The 18,542-nt window shown below is 31.5% G+C and carries 21 protein-coding genes; all 21 read left to right on the forward strand.

Annotated features, from left to right (window positions below; translation table 11 throughout):
* Positions 1-54: 54 nt before the first annotated feature.
* The 21 genes from pezA (at position 55) to aac(6') (ending at position 18,502) form a co-directional block, all read left to right on the forward strand.
* On the forward strand, positions 55-531 hold the full coding sequence (pezA, locus tag N8O43_RS00395; protein WP_261089003.1) for a type II toxin-antitoxin system antitoxin PezA: 477 nt from the start codon (positions 55-57) through the stop codon (positions 529-531).
* A complete protein-coding gene (pezT, locus tag N8O43_RS00400; RefSeq protein ID WP_261089004.1) occupies positions 531-1,301 on the forward strand; it encodes a type II toxin-antitoxin system toxin PezT in 771 nt (256 codons plus the stop codon). The genes pezA and pezT overlap by 1 nt, the downstream gene beginning before the upstream one ends.
* A gap of 254 nt (positions 1,302-1,555) precedes the next feature.
* Positions 1,556-2,239 (forward strand): LexA family transcriptional regulator, encoded by a 684-nt coding sequence (locus tag N8O43_RS00405; RefSeq protein ID WP_261089005.1) that lies wholly within the window; start codon positions 1,556-1,558, stop codon positions 2,237-2,239.
* A 2-nt stretch (positions 2,240-2,241) separates the two neighbouring features.
* On the forward strand, positions 2,242-3,657 hold the full coding sequence (locus N8O43_RS00410) for a Y-family DNA polymerase (protein ID WP_261089008.1): 1,416 nt from the start codon (positions 2,242-2,244) through the stop codon (positions 3,655-3,657).
* A complete protein-coding gene (locus N8O43_RS00415; protein ID WP_261089009.1) occupies positions 3,654-4,019 on the forward strand; it encodes a hypothetical protein in 366 nt (121 codons plus the stop codon). The genes N8O43_RS00410 and N8O43_RS00415 overlap by 4 nt, the downstream gene beginning before the upstream one ends.
* Complete coding sequence (locus N8O43_RS00420; RefSeq protein WP_001080186.1) at positions 4,009-4,299, forward strand: DUF5960 family protein; 291 nt, start codon at positions 4,009-4,011, stop codon at positions 4,297-4,299. Before N8O43_RS00415 ends, N8O43_RS00420 begins: the two co-directional genes overlap by 11 nt.
* Before the next feature lie 295 nt (positions 4,300-4,594).
* Positions 4,595-4,951 (forward strand): SAG1252 family conjugative relaxosome accessory protein, encoded by a 357-nt coding sequence (locus N8O43_RS00425; protein ID WP_261089010.1) that lies wholly within the window; start codon positions 4,595-4,597, stop codon positions 4,949-4,951.
* A gap of 4 nt (positions 4,952-4,955) precedes the next feature.
* Positions 4,956-5,321 (forward strand): MobC family plasmid mobilization relaxosome protein, encoded by a 366-nt coding sequence (locus tag N8O43_RS00430; RefSeq protein ID WP_261089011.1) that lies wholly within the window; start codon positions 4,956-4,958, stop codon positions 5,319-5,321.
* Positions 5,308-7,137 carry an SAG1250 family conjugative relaxase gene (locus N8O43_RS00435; RefSeq protein WP_261089013.1) on the forward strand — a complete coding sequence of 610 codons (1,830 nt, stop codon included), beginning with the start codon at positions 5,308-5,310 and terminating at the stop codon, positions 7,135-7,137. Before N8O43_RS00430 ends, N8O43_RS00435 begins: the two co-directional genes overlap by 14 nt.
* A gap of 103 nt (positions 7,138-7,240) precedes the next feature.
* Positions 7,241-7,465, forward strand: a complete 225-nt coding sequence (locus tag N8O43_RS00440) for a helix-turn-helix domain-containing protein (RefSeq protein WP_004261340.1) — start codon at positions 7,241-7,243, stop codon at positions 7,463-7,465.
* Positions 7,466-7,922: 457 nt separating this feature from the next.
* The gene (locus tag N8O43_RS00445) at positions 7,923-9,701 is read left to right on the forward strand and encodes a recombinase family protein (protein WP_261072060.1); all 1,779 of its coding nucleotides are present in this window, start codon (positions 7,923-7,925) and stop codon (positions 9,699-9,701) included.
* A 201-nt stretch (positions 9,702-9,902) separates the two neighbouring features.
* Positions 9,903-10,520, forward strand: coding sequence for a TetR/AcrR family transcriptional regulator (locus N8O43_RS00450; RefSeq protein WP_261008691.1), 618 nt, complete (start codon positions 9,903-9,905; stop codon positions 10,518-10,520).
* A 108-nt stretch (positions 10,521-10,628) separates the two neighbouring features.
* Positions 10,629-11,339, forward strand: coding sequence for an ABC transporter ATP-binding protein (locus N8O43_RS00455; RefSeq protein WP_261089015.1), 711 nt, complete (start codon positions 10,629-10,631; stop codon positions 11,337-11,339).
* Complete coding sequence (locus tag N8O43_RS00460; RefSeq protein ID WP_261008693.1) at positions 11,332-12,891, forward strand: putative ABC transporter permease subunit; 1,560 nt, start codon at positions 11,332-11,334, stop codon at positions 12,889-12,891. Before N8O43_RS00455 ends, N8O43_RS00460 begins: the two co-directional genes overlap by 8 nt.
* Positions 12,892-12,909: 18 nt before the next feature.
* Positions 12,910-13,131 carry a DUF1648 domain-containing protein gene (locus N8O43_RS00465; RefSeq protein WP_173254376.1) on the forward strand — a complete coding sequence of 74 codons (222 nt, stop codon included), beginning with the start codon at positions 12,910-12,912 and terminating at the stop codon, positions 13,129-13,131.
* Positions 13,128-13,469: a GntR family transcriptional regulator gene (locus N8O43_RS00470; RefSeq protein ID WP_049544706.1), complete on the forward strand. Its 342-nt coding sequence runs from the start codon at positions 13,128-13,130 to the stop codon at positions 13,467-13,469. Before N8O43_RS00465 ends, N8O43_RS00470 begins: the two co-directional genes overlap by 4 nt.
* 155 nt (positions 13,470-13,624) lie before the next feature.
* Positions 13,625-14,260 carry a TetR/AcrR family transcriptional regulator gene (locus N8O43_RS00475; RefSeq protein ID WP_261008694.1) on the forward strand — a complete coding sequence of 212 codons (636 nt, stop codon included), beginning with the start codon at positions 13,625-13,627 and terminating at the stop codon, positions 14,258-14,260.
* A 172-nt stretch (positions 14,261-14,432) separates the two neighbouring features.
* The gene (locus N8O43_RS00480; protein WP_261089017.1) at positions 14,433-15,173 is read left to right on the forward strand and encodes an ABC transporter permease; all 741 of its coding nucleotides are present in this window, start codon (positions 14,433-14,435) and stop codon (positions 15,171-15,173) included.
* Between the two features lie 134 nt (positions 15,174-15,307).
* Complete coding sequence (locus N8O43_RS00485; protein ID WP_261089018.1) at positions 15,308-16,027, forward strand: ABC transporter ATP-binding protein; 720 nt, start codon at positions 15,308-15,310, stop codon at positions 16,025-16,027.
* Between the two features lie 21 nt (positions 16,028-16,048).
* A complete protein-coding gene (locus N8O43_RS00490) occupies positions 16,049-17,731 on the forward strand; it encodes an ABC transporter ATP-binding protein (RefSeq protein WP_261089019.1) in 1,683 nt (560 codons plus the stop codon).
* Positions 17,732-18,073: 342 nt separating this feature from the next.
* A complete protein-coding gene (gene aac(6'), locus N8O43_RS00495) occupies positions 18,074-18,502 on the forward strand; it encodes an aminoglycoside 6'-N-acetyltransferase (protein ID WP_061863104.1) in 429 nt (142 codons plus the stop codon).
* Positions 18,503-18,542: the final 40 nt, after the last annotated feature.

Raw genomic sequence — 18,542 nt, forward strand, 5'->3', positions numbered from 1 at the left:
GTGCATTATGCTTTTTTATGCTATAATTGAATTATAAAAATAAAGGAGTTTGCCATGATTGGAAAGAACATAAAATCCTTACGTAAAACACATGACTTAACACAAGACGACTTTGCCCGAATTGTAGGAATTTCTCGAAATAGCTTGAGCCGGTATGAAAATGGAACGAGTTCAGTCTCTACGGAACTAATAGACATCATTTGTCAGAAGTTTAATGTATCTTATGTCGATATTGTAGGAGAAGATAAAATGCTCAATCCTGTTGAAGATTATGAATTGACTTTAAAAATTGAAATTGTGAAAGAAAGAGGTGCTAATCTATTATCACGACTCTATCGTTATCAAGATAGCCAGGGAATTAGTATTGATGATGAATCTAATCCTTGGATTTTAATGAGTGATGATCTATCTGATTTGATTCATACGAATATCTATTTAGTAGAAACTTTTGATGAAATAGAGAGATATAGCGGCTATTTGGATGGAATTGAACGTATGTTAGAGATATCTGAAAAACGGATGATAGCCTAATGGAAATCCAAGATTATACTGATAGTGAATTCAAACATGCTCTAGCACGGAATCTTCGTTCTCTGACAAGAGGAAAAAAGTCCAGTAAGCAACCTATAGCGATTTTGCTTGGAGGGCAAAGTGGTGCTGGTAAGACTACAATTCATCGTATTAAACAGAAAGAATTTCAAGGAAATATTGTTATCATAGATGGCGATAGTTTTCGCTCTCAACATCCACACTATTTAGAACTGCAGCAAGAATATGGCAAAGACAGTGTAGAATACACCAAAGATTTTGCAGGAAAAATGGTAGAGTCTTTAGTAAGAGAATTGAGTCATTTGGGATACAATCTTTTGATTGAGGGAACTTTACGTACTATTGATGTTCCAAAGAAAACAGCACAACTCTTGAAAAATAAGGGATATGAGGTACAATTAGCCTTGATTGCGACAAAGCCTAAGCTGTCCTATCTGAGCACCCTTATCCGATACGAAGAACTATACACTATCAATCCAAATCAAGCACGCGCAACTCCAAAAGAACATCATGATTTCATTGTAAATCATCTAGTTGATAATACACGACAATTAGAAGAACTAGCTATCTTTGAAAGAATTCAAATTTATCAACGAGATAGAAGTTGTGTATATGATTCAAAAGAAAATACAACTTCAGCAGCATTCCTCCTTCAAGACTTATTATTTGGAGAATGGAATCAAGTGGAGAAAGAGATGCTTAAATCTGGAGAGGAAAGATTGAAAGATTTAACTAATCGAAATGGTTGTTAAATCACGAATTTTAAAATATAGTCTATTGGATCGTCATTTAAAAAATAACGATCCTTTTTTTATTTTCTATTTTTGCTTGTTCTTTATCTTTTTCAAAAGTTATAACTTTCTTAAGTGATGGTTTCCTAACAATATAAGTACAAATTAAGCACAGTTTATGATTATTTTAAATCTTGGGGGTTATTAAACTCTTGATTTTTTCAACAAGCTATGGTATCCTTTTGTTAGTTAATAAACTTACAAAAGGAGAACAAATGTTTTCACCTACTAAATTAAAAGAAAAAAGAGAAAGTCAAGGATTATCTCAATCTCAACTTGCATCCAGTTTGGGAATTAGTAGAGCTTCGTACTTTAATTGGGAATCAGGTAAAACGAAACCGAATCAAAATAATCTAACCAAATTGAGTCAGATTTTGAATGTTGATCCTCGATATTTTGAATCAGAGTATGAAATAGTAGAAACCTATCTCGAGTTAACGGAAAATAATCAAAAAGCAACACTTCATTATGCTACAGAATTGTTGAACAAACAGAATGTAAAGGTTGTAGATTTACCTGAGCGTTTTGCTTATAAAGTTTACGAAAAATTATCAGCTGGTACAGGAACAGCTTATTTTGATGATGGTAATTACGATACAGTTTATTTTAATCATCAATTTGATTATGACTTTGCATCATGGGTGTTTGGAAATTCAATGGAACCGACATACGAAAATGGTTCTGTAGCCCTTATTAAGCAAACAGGATTTGATTATGACGGAGCTATCTACGCCATAGATTGGGATGGTCAAACTTTTATCAAGAAAGTGTATCGTGAAGAAAATGGGCTTAGATTAGTTTCACTAAATCGGAACTATTCAGATAAGTTTGCACCATATGATGAGAATCCTCGCATTATAGGGAAAATCGTTGGGAACTTTATGCCTTTAGAGGACTAAGTATGAGTTGGTTTGATTATAGTCTCGAACCTAAAAGTGACATTGCTTTTATTGATATGAAATCTTTTTACGCAAGTGTAGAATGTATAGATAGAGGATTACACCCACTTAAGACTTCGCTTTGTGTTATGAGTCGTGCAGATAATTCTGCGGGTTTAATTCTTGCTTCCTCTCCTATGTTTAAAAGGGTCTTTGGGAAATCAAATGTTGGACGTTCCTATGATTTACCATTTGATGTAAAGACTCGCAAATTCTCTTACTATAATGCTAGAAAACAAGGTTTACCGACAACGATAGATTATGTTCGTTATATAGAGGAATGGGCAAAATCAACTGTGATTGTTCCTCCGAGAATGGATACTTACATTGCTGTCAACATGGAGATTCAAAAAATCTTTCAAGATTTTGCAGCACCAGATGATATTTATCCCTACTCAATTGATGAAGGATTTATTGATTTAACAAGTTCATTAAATTATTTTGTACCAGATAAAAGTATTAGTAGGAAAGATAAATTAGATATTATTTCGGCTGCTATTCAAAAAAAGATTTGGAGAAAAACTGGAATTTATTCAACTGTAGGCATGTCTAATTCCAATCCCTTATTAGCTAAGTTAGCACTAGATAATGAAGCTAAAAAGACTCCGACAATGAGAGCCAATTGGTCCTATGAGGATGTCGAAAAGAAAGTATGGACTATTCTTAAAATGACAGATTTCTGGGGAATTGGAAATCGCATGGAGAAGAGATTACATAATTTAGGTATCTTTTCGATTAAAGAATTGGCTCAGGCTAATCCTGACTTGATTAAAAAAGAGCTTGGTATCATGGGTCTAGAGTTATGGTTCCACGCCAATGGGATTGATGAAAGTAATGTTCATAAACCTTATAAGCCAAAGTCAAAAGGGATAGGGAACTCTCAAGTTTTACCAAGAGATTATATTAAACAAAGAGACATTGAAATTATACTTCGTGAGATGGCAGAACAAGTTGCAGTTAGATTGAGAAGAGCTGGTAAAAAAGCAACAGTAGTTTCTATACATCTAGGCTACTCTAAAGTGGAACAAAAGCGTTCTATCAATACTCAAATGAAAATTGAACCAACCAATCAAACAGCACTACTGACAAACTATGTTTTAAAGTTATTTCACATTAAATATACTTCAGGAGCTATCAGGAATGTTGCGGTTAACTATTCTGGTTTAGTGGATGAATCCTTTGGATTGATTTCATTATTTGATGATATTGAAAAAATAGAAAAAGAAGAAAGGCTCCAGTCCACAATCGACGCTATTCGAACAGAATTTGGGTTCACTTCGCTATTAAAAGGAAATGCCCTGGATCAAGCTTCTAGAACCATTGCTAGAAGCAAACTCATTGGTGGTCATTCAGCTGGAGGATTAGATGGACTAAAATGATGAATCGTTCTTATTTACCTTTTTTGTCTGCAAGAGAGTATCAAGATCGTGGGATGGCTAAGTGGATGGGATTCTTTTTGTCAGAACATTCAAGTTCTCTTTGGGAAGAAAAAAATAAAGAAGATGTCTCAATTACTTTATCAATGGAAGAGAAAGTTTTACTTGTTCGTCAACTTTATACGAATACATTCCCTGCAACGTTTGTTTTTAAGTTTTCTAGTCAAAGAAAAGTAGTCTCGGGTATTGTTAAGGAGATTGGGAGAGAGTCTATATATATTAAATCAGACTCTGGTTTTCTTCGATTAAGATGGGATGATATACTCGATATACAGATAGAAGGGGTAGATTTATATGAATCGTAAAGAATTATATGATGATAAATTGCAGCTGGATTATTTTTCTGATTCTTATTTACGGTTTGAATCAGATTTTTATAAGTATTCTGCTCTAGACATACCATTAACATTTATCACTGATGACATTTTACGCACAATGGCTATGTCTCAAAAACATTATTTTAAACTTAACAAAAGCAAATCTTTAGACGGTCGTGACCATTATTTTGTTTTTTCTATCAAGATGAACAAAGACAGTAGTGGCATTAGACAGTATGAATATCAGAGACATTGTTTTAGTTTGTAAGAGTCCGACAGGGCTCTTTTTTCTGTGATAATTTTATCAAAAAGTATTTGTTATACTTTTTTTAATTTAGATTTATCTTGGGGGGTTGGGGGCGTGTCACCACATTTTCATATCGTTTGTTTTTTGAACCGTGAGGTTTAAAATGGCAGGCGATATGATTTTTGGGATATTGTGGACACAATATCTGAGCTCGCAAAGCCATACAAAAATGTTGAATCTATTTTGAAAAAACGTACTGACAGTGTCTGTAAGCTTACATTGTCAGTACAAGTATCTATGAGAGAGGATAAATCATATGAAAAGAGATATACGTAGTATTCGGAAACAATTTCGCTTAACAGAAACGGAAGAAAAACAAATACTAGATTTAATGAGAGAGAAAGGAGAGGATAATTTTTCTGATTTTCTCCGTAAAAGCTTACTATTGTCTGATGGACAAAAACAGATGGAAAAATGGTTCAGTCTTTGGAAACAGCAAAAGTTGGAACAAATTAGCCGTGATGTTTATGAAGTATTGATAATTGCTAAAACAAATCATCAGATTACTCACGAACATGTTTCTATTTTGTTAACTTGTATTCAGGAATTAATTAAAGAGGTAGAAAAAACTGCTCCTCTTAGTGAAAATTTTCGTAACAAATACATGAGGTAGTAGAGTGGAGCACCGATATAGAACAAATTTAAAAAAAGTCTTTTTATCTGACTTAGAATTAGTCAAATTGAATGAAAATATCTCAAAAAGTAACTGCTTATCATTCTCAGAATATGCTAGACGAACTCTACTAAATCCTGGTATGAATTTTATCACCATTGATACAAACAGTTATCAAGATTTGATTTTTGAATTAAAACGAATCGGAAATAATATTAATCAAATAGCCAGAAGCATAAATTATTCGAATTTAATAACGAAAGTTGAATTAGATGAATTGAGAAAAGGTATAGAAGAGTTAATAGTAGAAGTGGAGAAAGATTTTCTTATTCGATCTGAAAAATTGAGGAAATTTTATGGTCATCACTAAACACTTTGCGATTCATGGAAAAAATTATCGTAGTAAACTAATCAAATATATTTTGAATCCAAATAAAACAAAAAACCTAACACTAGTTTCAGATTTTGGAATGAGAAATTATTTAGATTTTCCTAGTTATGAAGAACTAGTGAAGATGTACAATGATAATTTTTTAAGTAATGATAGTCTTTACGAATTTCGTCATGATAGGCAAGAAGTAAATCAACGAAAAATTCATTCTCATCACATCGTTCAGTCCTATTCTCCAGATGACCATCTTACTCCCGAACAAATCAATCGGATTGGTTATGAGACAGTTAAAGAGTTGACAGGAGGTAGATTTCGTTTTATCGTAGCAACACATGTCGATAAAGGTCATATCCACAATCACATCATTCTAAATTCAATTGATCAGAATTCTGATAAAAAGTTTCTATGGAATTATAAGTCAGAACGTAATCTACGAATGGTTTCAGATCGTCTCTCAAAAATTGCAGGTGCAAAGATTATAGAAAATCGTTATTCGCATCGTCAGTATGAAGTTTATCGAAAAACCAATTACAAATATGAAATAAAACAACGGGTATATTTTCTAATTGAGAACTCGAAAAATTTTGAAGATCTTAAGAAAAAAGCTAGAGCTTTAAATTTAAAAATTGATTTTAGTCACAAGCATGCCACCTTTTTTATGACGGATTCAACTATGAAACAGGTAGTGCGTGATAATAAATTGAATAGAAAACAACCTTATAATGAAACATATTTTAAGAAAAAGTTTGTTCAAAGGGAAATCATAAATATCTTAGAATTTCTACTTCCAAAAATGAAGAATATGAATGAATTGATTCAACAAGCAGAATTGTTTGATTTAAAAATAATTCCGAAAGAAAAACATGTTCTATTTGAATTTAATGGGATTAAGCTTTCAGAACAGGAATTGGGAAAAACGAATCAGTACAGTGTTAGTTATTTTCAAGACTATTTTAATAACAAAAATGAAACTTTTGTCTTAGATAATAAAAATTTAGTTGAACTTTACAATAAAGAAAAGCTAATTAAAGAAAAAGAGTTGCCGACAGAAGAGATGGTATGGAAATCCTATCAAGATTTCAAGAGAAATAGGGATGCTGTTCATGAGTTTGAAGTAGAGTTGAATCTTAATCAAATAGAAGAAGTAGTAGACGATGGAATTTACATTAAGGTACAGTTTGGTATCCGACAAGAAGGACTTATTTTTGTACCAAATATTCAAATCAATATGGAAGAAGAAAAAGTTAAAGTATTTCTCAGAGAAACTAGTTCTTACTATGTATATCATAAAGATTCAGCAGAAAAAAATCGCTTTATGAAAGGTAAAACTTTGATTAGGCAATTTAATCTTCAGTATGAACCGCAGTATATGTATAGAAGAATTCCTCTTAGCAAAATTAAGGAAAAAATAGAACAATTAGATTTTCTTATATCTGAGGAAAATAGTCCGAATGATTTTGAAGATATATCAAAGGATTTCATTGCCCAAATATCATATCTAGAGAATATGATTGAACAAGTTCAAAATAAAATTAATGATTTAACTAGTTTAGAGGAAGTATTGTTGAAAGATACGACAAATAGTTCTAGCAATTTAGAAAATAGTATTCAAGATAAAAGTTCAGTAGATAAAATAGAGAAGGATTTATACATTTATAAAGGAAAGATTGAAAAACTGAAGGAACAACATAGAGAAGCAATAAATTTATTTGAAATGTTTAATAAAACAATAAAGAAATATAAGAAAAAACAAAATATGAAATCTATTGAGGAAAATGAGATACATTTAGAGTAAACAGTTTCCTAAAAAGTATATATAGAATAGTTTCATGTGCCAATTTGTCACATATTTAAAAATAAGAAAATAACTATATTATACTTGTTTTAGGAGACATTTGATGTTGAAAAGGATTAGAGATTTACGTGAAGATGATGATTTGACACAAGAATATATTGCGAAAATCGTTTTGAATTGTACAAGATCAGCTTATTCAAAAATGGAAGCTGGTAGCAGGTTAATCTCTATAAATGACCTTATCAAACTTGCAGATTTTTATAAGGTGAGTCTAGACTACCTTGTAGGTCGAGTGGATAATAAAGAAGACCATTACTCCAAAAAGTAGTAGTTTAAGAAAGCACATTGACAATTTAATAGTCCAAAATGGTACTTTCCTCATTTGTGGAGCAGTTTTGAATGGCTCGCCATGATAAGAGCGATATTAAAACCATCAATAAAATAGAGCGATACTTTATATGCCATGATACAAATGATATACAATGATACTTCTGACCGTTCAGGCTGCCAACGTAAAAGAGCAGCAAGTGAAATTCTTATGATGACTTCATCAGTCATGCCATGGAGGAGATTGATAAAAGATAAAAGGGAAGTGATTTTTTGAAATCAAATTTAGAAAATTATATAGTCGAGCTAGAGATGCTAAATCTATTATTCTTAAAAAAACTTATTAGCGAAAAAGAATATGAAAAAATAAAGCTGAAACTGCGTAAAATATACACAAATTAGCTGACCTTTTTTATTAGTTGCGGTAAAATAAATGCAGAGAAATAGGAGGTTAAGCCATGTCAAACAACGTTGAAATTATAAAAGCAAATCCTTTAGTAACTAGAAGAAATGATAATAGTGGTTCTTTATCGAGGAGAGTAGCAGCATATTGTCGTGTTAGTTCCGATAGTGATGATCAAAAAAATAGCTATGATTCTCAAGTTCGTCATTATAGAGAGTATATATCACAGCACCAAGATTGGATTTTGGTTGACATTTATGCTGATGAAGGGATTTCAGGAACTCAAGTTGGAAAAAGACAAGATTTTCAAAGATTGATTTCAGATTGCCTTGATGGAAAAATAGACTATATCATTACCAAAGCGATTGCTCGCTTTGCTAGAAATACATTAGATACTCTCAAATATGTTCGTTTGCTCAAAGATAAACAAATTGGTGTATTTTTCGAAGAAGAAAATATTGATACTTTAACTATGGATGGTGAGTTACTATTGACGATATTAAGTTCAGTGGCTCAACAGGAAGTTGAAAATACATCTGCCCATGTTAAAAAGGGTTTAAAAATGAAGATGCAACGTGGAGAACTTATTGGTTTTCAAGGTTGTCTTGGTTATGACTATAATCAAGATACAAAGTCGATATCAATAAATGAAAAAGAAGCCAAGATAGTACGTTATATTTTTGAACGATACATTGATGGCATTGGGGGTAGGGCAATAGCTAGAGAACTTGATGAACTAGGTTATAAAACTCCGAGAGGTCTTGATCACTGGCAAGATACAACAGTTTTAGGAATTATTAAAAACGAGAAGTATAAAGGTGATATTCTAATGGGAAAAACTTTCACTGTTGACCCCATTAGTAAGAGACGTTTAATAAATTTCGGTGAAGAAGATAAATACTACATTAAAAATAATCATGATGCGATAATTAGTCCAGAAATTTTTACACAGGCGCAAGAAATTCGATTACGGAGATCAGGAAACAAAAAAACCATAGCAAATACAAAAGGTAAACGAGAAAGATATTCAAGAATGTACCCTTTTAGCAGTAGATTAGAATGTGGTTTTTGTGGTACTGTTCTGTCTAGAAGAAGTTGGCACTCTAGTTCAGAGTACAAAAAGATTATTTGGCACTGTACAACATCTATAAAGAGAGGTAAAAAGTATTGCACTCATAGTAAAGGAATAGAGGAAAAAGCAATAGAAAATGCTTTTTTACAGAGCTACCAACAGTTGTTTTATGAAAATAATAACCTAACTGAAGACTTTCTTGAAATTATAAAAGAAGAGCTTACTGATGATACCTTAAAAGTGGAGTTGACTAAGATAGTTAGTAAATTAAATTCGTTGTACAAAAAAGAAGAAAAATTAGTTTCAATGAATCTAGATGGAAAAATAAGTGATTCTGTATATGAAGATAAATTCAATCAAATACAAATTGAGAAAGAAAAACTTTTAGAAGAAAAAGTAAACTTAGAAGTAACTTTAAAATCAGAAGTTGATATAAAAAGTAGATTAGAGAATTTTAAAGAAATTTTAACTTCACAAAAAACTTTGACGGAGTTTGACAAGGACATTTTTGAAAGTATCGTTGAAAAAATAATAGTAGGCGGAATAAATTCTGATGGAGAAATTGATCCAGCAATGTTGACTATAATTTTTAAAACGGGAGATTCTTCGACTAAAGATGCAAAATCTTACAAATCTAAAAGAAAGAATGCTAAAATAGATAATGATAAATTGTGTTTTAATTCCGTAACCGATGACGAAAAAAAGTGTACAAATAAAGAAAACAACGCACGTCGAATGTGTAAGCTTGTTGGAGAAACGTAGTTAATCCTCAAAAGGTTCAGTGAACCTTTTGAGTCTAGCAGACGCATCATGTTGAGGCGGTATCGCTGCTTGTACGAGCTTAGAAAAAAATGTTGACGAAAAAACCTTGGTGTCAAGGATTTTTTGGTATACTCAAAAAGGTAATTTTACAATTGACAATTTGTCAGTGGAGTAGTATAATTTATAATCAGGAGAAATAAAATGCGAGATGTAAAAGATCCGGAAATTCGACGGGCTGAGATTATGGATGCTGCTATGCTCCTCTTTATGGAGAAAGGTTATGCGAACACAACAACTCAGGGTATAGTCGATAAGGTAAATATATCACGAGGTTTATTATACTATCACTTTAAGAACAAAGAAGATATTCTGTATTGTCTTGTGGAACGTTATTCAGAGAAATTATTGAGAGATATTCATGTGATTGTCAATGATGACGACAAAACTGCTATTGAAAAAATAAGAGCCTTTATAGATGCCACAGTAATCTCGACAGATAACGTTTCAGCGGAAGGAACTGAGTTACAAAAGACGGTTGATCTTGAAGAAAATCGTTATATGTTAGATAAGTTATCTCATAAGCTCATTGAAAAATTGACTATATATTTTGAGAGGATAATAAATCAAGGCATCTCAGAAAAAGTATTTTCTGTAAAATATCCATCAGAAACAGCAGAATTTCTGATGACAGCCTATGTTTTTGTTTCAAATAACATAGGTATAATAACTTCAAAGAAAGAACCTGTCAAAGAATACTTGAATGCATTTAAGATAATGCTGGAACAAAATCTAAATACAAAAGGACTCTTTAGCAATTAAAAAAAGATAGAATGTTTGTAAAGAGAACTATGTACCGATAGCTAAATCAAAACAAGCTATCGGTATTATTTCAAAATATAACTGACAAATTGTCAATGGAGGTAAATTATGTTAGAGATAAAGAATTTTAGTAAATGTTATGGGGATAAGAAGGTTGTTGATAACCTATCTATTTCAGTACAACCTGGAGATATTTATGGTTTTATTGGAGCAAATGGTGCGGGAAAAACGACAACGATAAAGGCAGTTGTCGGTATCCATGATTTTGAAGACGGAAGTATAATTATCAACGGTCATTCTATTAAAGAAGAACCTGTTATTTGTAAAAAAATGATGGCGTATATCCCAGATAATCCAGATTTGTATGAACATATGACAGGACTTCAATATATTAATTTTATTGCTGACTTGTTTGAAATTCCTACAAAAATACGCAGGGAGAGAATCCAAAAATACGGTGATTTATTTGATATGACTGAGCATCTTTCGGGGATTATTTCTTCATATTCACATGGTATGAAGCAACGAACAGCCATTATTTCTGCACTGGTACATTCTCCTAAACTGTTGATTCTAGATGAACCCTTTGTTGGGCTGGATCCCAAAGCAACTTTCCTACTAAAGAAAATTATGCATGAGTGTGTTTCAGATGGAGGGGCTATTTTCTTTTCAACCCATGTATTGGATGTTGCAGAGAAATTATGTAATAAGATTGCCATTATCAAAAATGGAAAGTTAGTTGCAAGTGGTAATACAGGAGATGTCAAAGGTGATGAATCATTGGAAGCATTTTTCATGGAGGTGCAGGACAATGAGTAACATTTGGATACTGCTTAAGGCGCAATTGATTAATTTCTTTCCTATTAACGAGATTAGAGATTCAGGAAATAAAAAACAAAGTTCAATGGCTATTGCGAGTTTTGGCATAATAACTCTTTCCTTATTTTGCTTTGTTTATAATATACTAACAGCGAAAACATTGGTACACGTCGGACAGCAGGACTTGATACCTGCATATATGGTCTCTGTATCAAGTTTTTCAATATTATTTTTGACTGTCTTTTATTCGAATGGCATTTTATTTGGCAGTCGAGATATGGAAATTCTCCAATCCTTACCTGTTAAAAGTTCGTATATTATCACCAGCAAGTTCATGTTTATGTACTTATTGAATTTTTTAATAGGCTTGATGTTTATGCTTCCGGGTGGAATTGTATGGGGCTTGAACAGAAGTTTAAACCTCCTACAGATTATATTGTATTTTACTTCTATAATTTTTGCCCCTTTGATCCCCATGTGTATAGCGACATGCATGGGAATCGTTATTGTTGTCGCTTCATCTTTTTTTAAAAGAAAAAATGTTATCTCTCTTATTTTTTCATTTGCGATGTTAGGTATAATTGGATATTTTGCATTATCAGCTTTGCAATCAGGTGATGAAAGTAGTATTGGGGTTACTCTGGCTAAGCAAATTACTGGACTGTATCCAATTTCTAGACTATTTATGTCATACTACAATTTTCCAATGTACTATGGAATGGGATTTTATATAGTTCTTTCAATAGTCGTCTTTTATCTATTTGTCAAAATTGCTTCGTTGAAGTATGGAATACTTAATACACTTGCAAATACAAAATCGAGATATGCTAATGACAAAGTATCTTATGAAAGAAAATCGTTATTTTTTACCTTGTATCAAAAAGAGCTTGGACGATTTTTAAGTTCTTATATGGCAGTCTTGAATGCTGGGCTTGGAGTGATTCTTTTATGTGTCTTTAGTATATGTTTCCTGTTTAATTCTGTAGGGCAAATAGGAAATTCTGCAGGAATTGAAAATATAAATGAGTATCTTTCAAACTTAGCTCCCGTCTTTATTTCATCTATGCTTTCACTTAGTTGTCCAGCAGCTTCATCTATGTCTTTAGAGGGTAAAAATATTTGGATTTTGAAAAGTTCTCCGGTTGAGGTAAGAATGATTTTAAATGCTAAGATAGCTGTCAATCTTACACTTCATTTGATTGGATATATGATTTCTGTATCTGTATTTGTGCTAAAACTAGATATGAATCTCATTCAAGTCACGAACCTAATTATTGTTCCTATATGTTACTCCTTTTTTATAACTGTAATCGGAATTGCATTAAATAAAAAATATCCTAACTATGATTGGGACAGTGAGATGATAGTTGTCAAACAAAGTCTTCCTGTTATTGTAACTGGAATTATTGGTATGATTGCGCTTATTACGCCACTTTTGCTTAATTGGCTGTTTAATCTTCCGATTATATTTGTTTTACAGGTAGTATCAGTAGTTTTATTGATTATTACAATGGGTGTTTATTTAAAAATAAGCAAGTCAAATTTTATCTAGTTAAAGGAGAAAAATAAGATGAAAAACAGACTGATAAAAGATATTTTGGTGTTATTAGTAATGCTAGCTATAATAGTTGTTATTTGTAGATTTCTCCCAGAAAAAGTTCCGATTCATTTCAATGCAAAAGGAGAAGCAGATATGTTTGCAAATAAATACTATCTTCTACTAGCTACAGTCATCCCCTATTCTGCATATTGGAAGTTTGTTAGGCAAAGTGATAATAAAAAGATTAAATGAAACACCATCTATATTTACAAATTGCATCAAAATTAAGAACGACTATTTTAAGAGGTGATTATGCACCTGAACAACAAATTCCTTCAATAAGGAGATTAGCAGAAAACGAGAAGTGTAATCCGGCAACTGTCCAAAAAGCAATGAAAGTTCTCGAAGAACAGAATTTGATTATTAGCTGTGGAACATTAGGATATTTTGTGATAGCAAGCGAGCAAGAAATAAAGGAGTTAAGATATCAAGAATCTAACAAGCTAGTGAAAATTTTGTTTGAAAAACTTTGTGAGCTAGACTTTTCGGAAGATGAGATTGTCAATTTATTTTTTAGAAAAGATGCTTAGAAGAAGTTGAATGGAAATTTATTAGGATTTTTGTGAAAGTATAGAAAAGCCTTGATTGTAAGGCTTTTTGCATTTTCCAATAAAGAACTTGACATTATTAGTTACTTCCACTACAATAGAATTACATACCATCGGTATGATAGAAAGGAACTAAAATGGCAAGGAATAGAAACTCACATGAAACTAGAAAAAAAATACTAGAGGTCTCAAAAAATTTATTTTTAGAAAAAGGATTTGACAATACGTCAATACAAGATATCATAGATGGCTTAGGTGGATTAACAAAAGGTGTTATCTATCATCATTTTGAGTCTAAATATGATATACTGCAAACAATCATTAGCGAAAACAATCAAGAAATTTTAAATTATAATTGGAGAGGAAATACTGGATTAGAAAAGATACAAAATTCTTTGATGGATTCTTTCTCTAATTTTGAACACCAAAGGCTCGTTTACTCTGCCTCAATCATGCTAAGAAGTCCACGTTTGTTAGGAGAGCAGTATCTAGGTCTATTTTCTGATTTTTTACCCGAAATTAGAGAAAAAGTTTACGAAGGAGTTGAAGATGGGTCTATTAAAACAGAATATCCAGAAGAGCTAGCAGATTTAATTGTTTTAACTCTAAATATTTGGATTGGTTTCCAAATTTCCGTTTTTTCATTAGTAGAATTAAAGCACAAAATGAATTTCATTAAACTTACTTTTGAAGGTCTAGGGATACAGTTAATTTCTGATGAAATGATGGAAGTAATTTTCCAATTATTTGATCACTTAAAAGGTGTCAAATAAATTTTAAGTATTGATATTTTAAAAAATACCATACTCTAGATATGGTATTAAAAATTCCATTATACATACCTTTAGTATGTTTATTTTTTGAAATTAAACATACCAGAAGTATGTAAAGTGCTTTTTAAATAGTGTAATTAATATTAACAAAATTTTTTGGAGGAAATAATCTATGTTGTCGCTTATTAAAATTGAATTAAATAAAGTTTCTAAATCTAAATTATTTTTAGCCTGGTTGTGTACTATATTTATAGTGTTAGGTATTACAGCAATCATTATTATGGGTTTAGGTACTGACAATAAACTAGGAGAATTCACTGGACAGGATTCTAATGTTATTAGAATTACTGATAAATGGGAAGGTTGGGCAATTGCAACATCATTGTTTGCATCTTTATTTACCAAAGCAGCATTTTTGATTTTTGAATCTTATTTATTGTCTACGATTATTATTGATGAATTTAAACGAAGAACAATTTTTCAGCTGTTTTCCTATCCTGTTTCTAAAATAAAGTTACTATGGGGAAAAGTGCTTGCAGTAATTCTGATATCATTTATTGCTCATTTTACTGCACATTTAGTTATTCAATTATTAATTAAATTAGTAGCAGTTTTAACTGAATCAAATTATATACCAGTAGCTAATCAAATGATTAACTTAGCTGGAATTACGTTTGGAACAGTATTAATCGGAATACTACCTTTTGTTTTAGGTATGATTAGGCATTCAATAGCTATAACAATGCTTTCAGGACTTGGTTTAGCAGCATTACTCTCTAATATAAGTCCAGGCAGTTTAACTAATAATTTTGTTGATAACTTATTCTTCTTAATGTTTGCTAGTTTCATAAGTTTAATGATTGTTTCATTTTCAATTTATACTATTTCAAGACAAGATATTAATATCAAGTAGTATAGCTAAATTTAATGGAAGGAAAGTGCTAATTTTGTGGTGATTTATTTAAACGAAGAGACGGTATAAGTTGGTATTTATGCTCCTGAAGAAAATCCTCGCATTTAAATCTAGATATAGAAAGAGAGATAGGAATGAGAAATATTGTTGAAGTAAAGGAAGTTTTTAAAACAATTGATAAAGAAGAAATTTTAAGTGGTATCAACCTTCAAATTGCTGAAGGAGAAATCTATGGTTTTTTAGGTCCCAATGGCGCAGGAAAAACAACTTTAATGAAATGCATGTTATCCTTATCAACTGTTACATCTGGTAGTATTGAAATCTTTGGAAAAAATTTACAAGATCACAGAGAGGAGATTCTAAGTCAGGTTGGAAGTGTTATTGAAACACCAATTTTTTATGATAATTGCACAGCAAAAGAAATTTTAGAAATTCACGCGCAATATATGAGGAAAAATATTACCGAATCAGATATAATAAGAGCCTTAAGAATGGTCGGATTAAAGAATACGACTAAAAAAGTAAAAGATTTTTCGTTAGGAATGAGGCAAAGGCTTGGTTTAGCTCGGGCTTTCCTAACAAAACCTAAATTGTTAATTTTAGATGAGCCAATCAATGGTTTAGATCCAATAGGAATTCAAGAAATTCGGAATCTTTTGTTGTCTCTTTCTAAGGAATGTGGTGTTACAATATTCATCTCAAGTCATATTTTATCGGAAATTTCACAGATAGCAGATAAGATTGGTGTTATCAAAAATGGAGAAATGCTAGAACAGGTCTCTATGAGAGAGCTTAGGAGAGGGAATATTGACTTAGAAGAATATTTTATGTCACATTTTCTAAATGAAATTTAAGAATTATGAGGTAGATTAGGAATGAAACAATTGACAAAGTACCATAAGAAGTCTTTTTATACTTTCATGATTTTTAATATACTAGTTCCTTTAACTAATATTGCTTTTGCTTATTCTATTAAAATTATAATTGATAGTGGAATGTCCCAAAATAGGGAAGCTCTAACCCAAGCGATACTAATAAGCGCTATCGTAATATTTATCTATGCCAGTCTTAATTTTATATCCCTTCGATTAAGAAATAAACTTATTAGGCAGATTATGTCAAGATACAAAAATAAGGTGTTTAAATCTATTTTAGATAGGGATTATAGAGAATTTTCTAAGGAAAAATCAGGGAAATTTATTTCAATATTAACTGAGAACATGAAGAAAATTGAGCAGGATTATTTGCACCAGTATTTTAATATTTCAAAAAATATTTCCTTAATGATTTTCTCACTAGTAGCCATGTTTATAGGTAATTGGTTTTTGACCTTATTAGTTATCATTGCTAGCATTATTCCTATGATGATTTCAGGTTTTATTGGACAAAAATCAGCCTCTCTACAAAATAGTTCTATGATAGCCGATCAGAAATATTTAGCTAAGGTTAAAGATATTTTAGCAGGGTTTCTAGTTATAAAGAGTTTTAATGTGAAAGAGGCTATCGGTCAAGATTACAAAAACGAAAGCGAAAAATTGGATGAGATATATTTCATCAAAGGAAAATTTGATGTTTTATCTAATGTTATTTCTCAACTTTCAGGGATGATTGTTTTTTTAGTAGCCTTTGGTGGAGGAATGTATCTGGTCTTCGGTGGTCATACCACAATTGGGAGTGTTACAGCTACTGTTCAACTAGTCAATTTTGTAGTAATGCCACTAAATGAAATTGGTATGGGAATGAGTAAATTCCGTGAAGGTCAGGCTACACTGAATTCATTTGAGGTAAAAGATGTAATCGAACTTCAAACTGGTAAAATGAAAGAATATTTTGATGATGTCATTTCTTTTTCAAATGTAGATTTTTCCTACCCTAATGCTGAGGAAAAGATTTTTAATAATTTATCTTTACAGATTAAAAAGGGGGAAAAAATTGCAATAGTAGGTATGTCAGGTAGTGGAAAATCAACTTTACTCAATCTATTACTGCGTTTCTATGATGTAACAAGTGGGTATATCTCAATTGATAATCAAGATTTGCAAGCTATTTCAGCAGAGAGCCTTTATAACTTAATGACTATTGTTCAGCAAGATGTTTATATCTTTGATGATACTTTAAAAGCAAATATTACCCTTAGTCAATCCTTTACTGAAGATGATATAAAAAAAGCTGTACAGCAGTCTGGCTTAGAAAGTTATATTTTAGAAAATGAATTAGGTCTACAAACTTCATGTGGCGAGAATGGATCAAATCTATCTGGGGGAGAAAGACAGAGACTTAGTATTGCTCGTGCTTTAATTCGAAAAACACCGATCTTATTATTAGATGAGGCTACCTCGTCTTTAGATAATAAAGTTACTACTGAAATTGAAAATTCAATTTTAGAAATTCAAGATTTGACGGTTCTTGTTGTTACGCATAAGTTAAATAAGAGCATGTTGAAGAAATACAATAGAATTCTTTTTATGAAAAATGGAGTTATTGTTGAAGATGGTTCTTTTGATAACTTGATGGATAGGAAAGGTGAATTTTATAAATTGATTGAGTTGGGTGTGTAATTCTCTTTCGTTTTATAGTATAATTTTATAAAACACTCTATCACTTTCGTTCTATAATATAGATGTTGACTAGCACCACATGTTGAGACAGTATCACTGCTTGTACAAGCTGAGGCATCAGCGAACTAGAAGTAGATGCTCCGCCCATGGTATAGGACTCGTAAAATGAGGAGGGAAACCGACGAAATGATACGGTAAGTTCGAACCGCTGAGTTCGTGGCTCTGCTCTTCCGATCTGAGACAGCGAAAAGTAGAAGGGAATGGTATTGGTATCAATCAATGAGTAACAAAGTAACAGCGTGATTCGAAAAACTTGCTTGTAATTTGCGGAGGAACATCAATATGGATGAAATAACAAAAGATTCTATAAAAACGGCTAAACTAATGAAACAATTATGGCCCCAATTGACCGATAAAGAAGCTATTGATGAAGTAAAAAGATATACGAATGGCAAAAATACTGCAATCTTTACTGAAGTTGAAGGTGACACAATTGTAGGTCTAGCATTATGTTCACTCAGATTTGATTATGTTGAAGGTTGTAAATATAGTCCTGTTGGATTCTTAGAAGGGATTATTGTCGACGAGGAATATCGTTTAAAGGATATTGCTAAAAATCTCTGTACAAAATGTGAGGAATGGGCGAAAAATAAAGGATGTAAGGAATTTGCAAGTGACTGTACTTTAACGAATACGGATTCTATAAGATTTCATCTCAATATTGGATTTCAGGAGGCAAATAGAATTATTCATTTTAAGAAGAAATTATAATTTCAGAACGTGGTCAAAATTTATGTATCTTTAGAAAGTG

This window comes from Streptococcus mitis (genome assembly GCF_946190335.1).
Taxonomy (GTDB): domain Bacteria; phylum Bacillota; class Bacilli; order Lactobacillales; family Streptococcaceae; genus Streptococcus; species Streptococcus mitis_CH.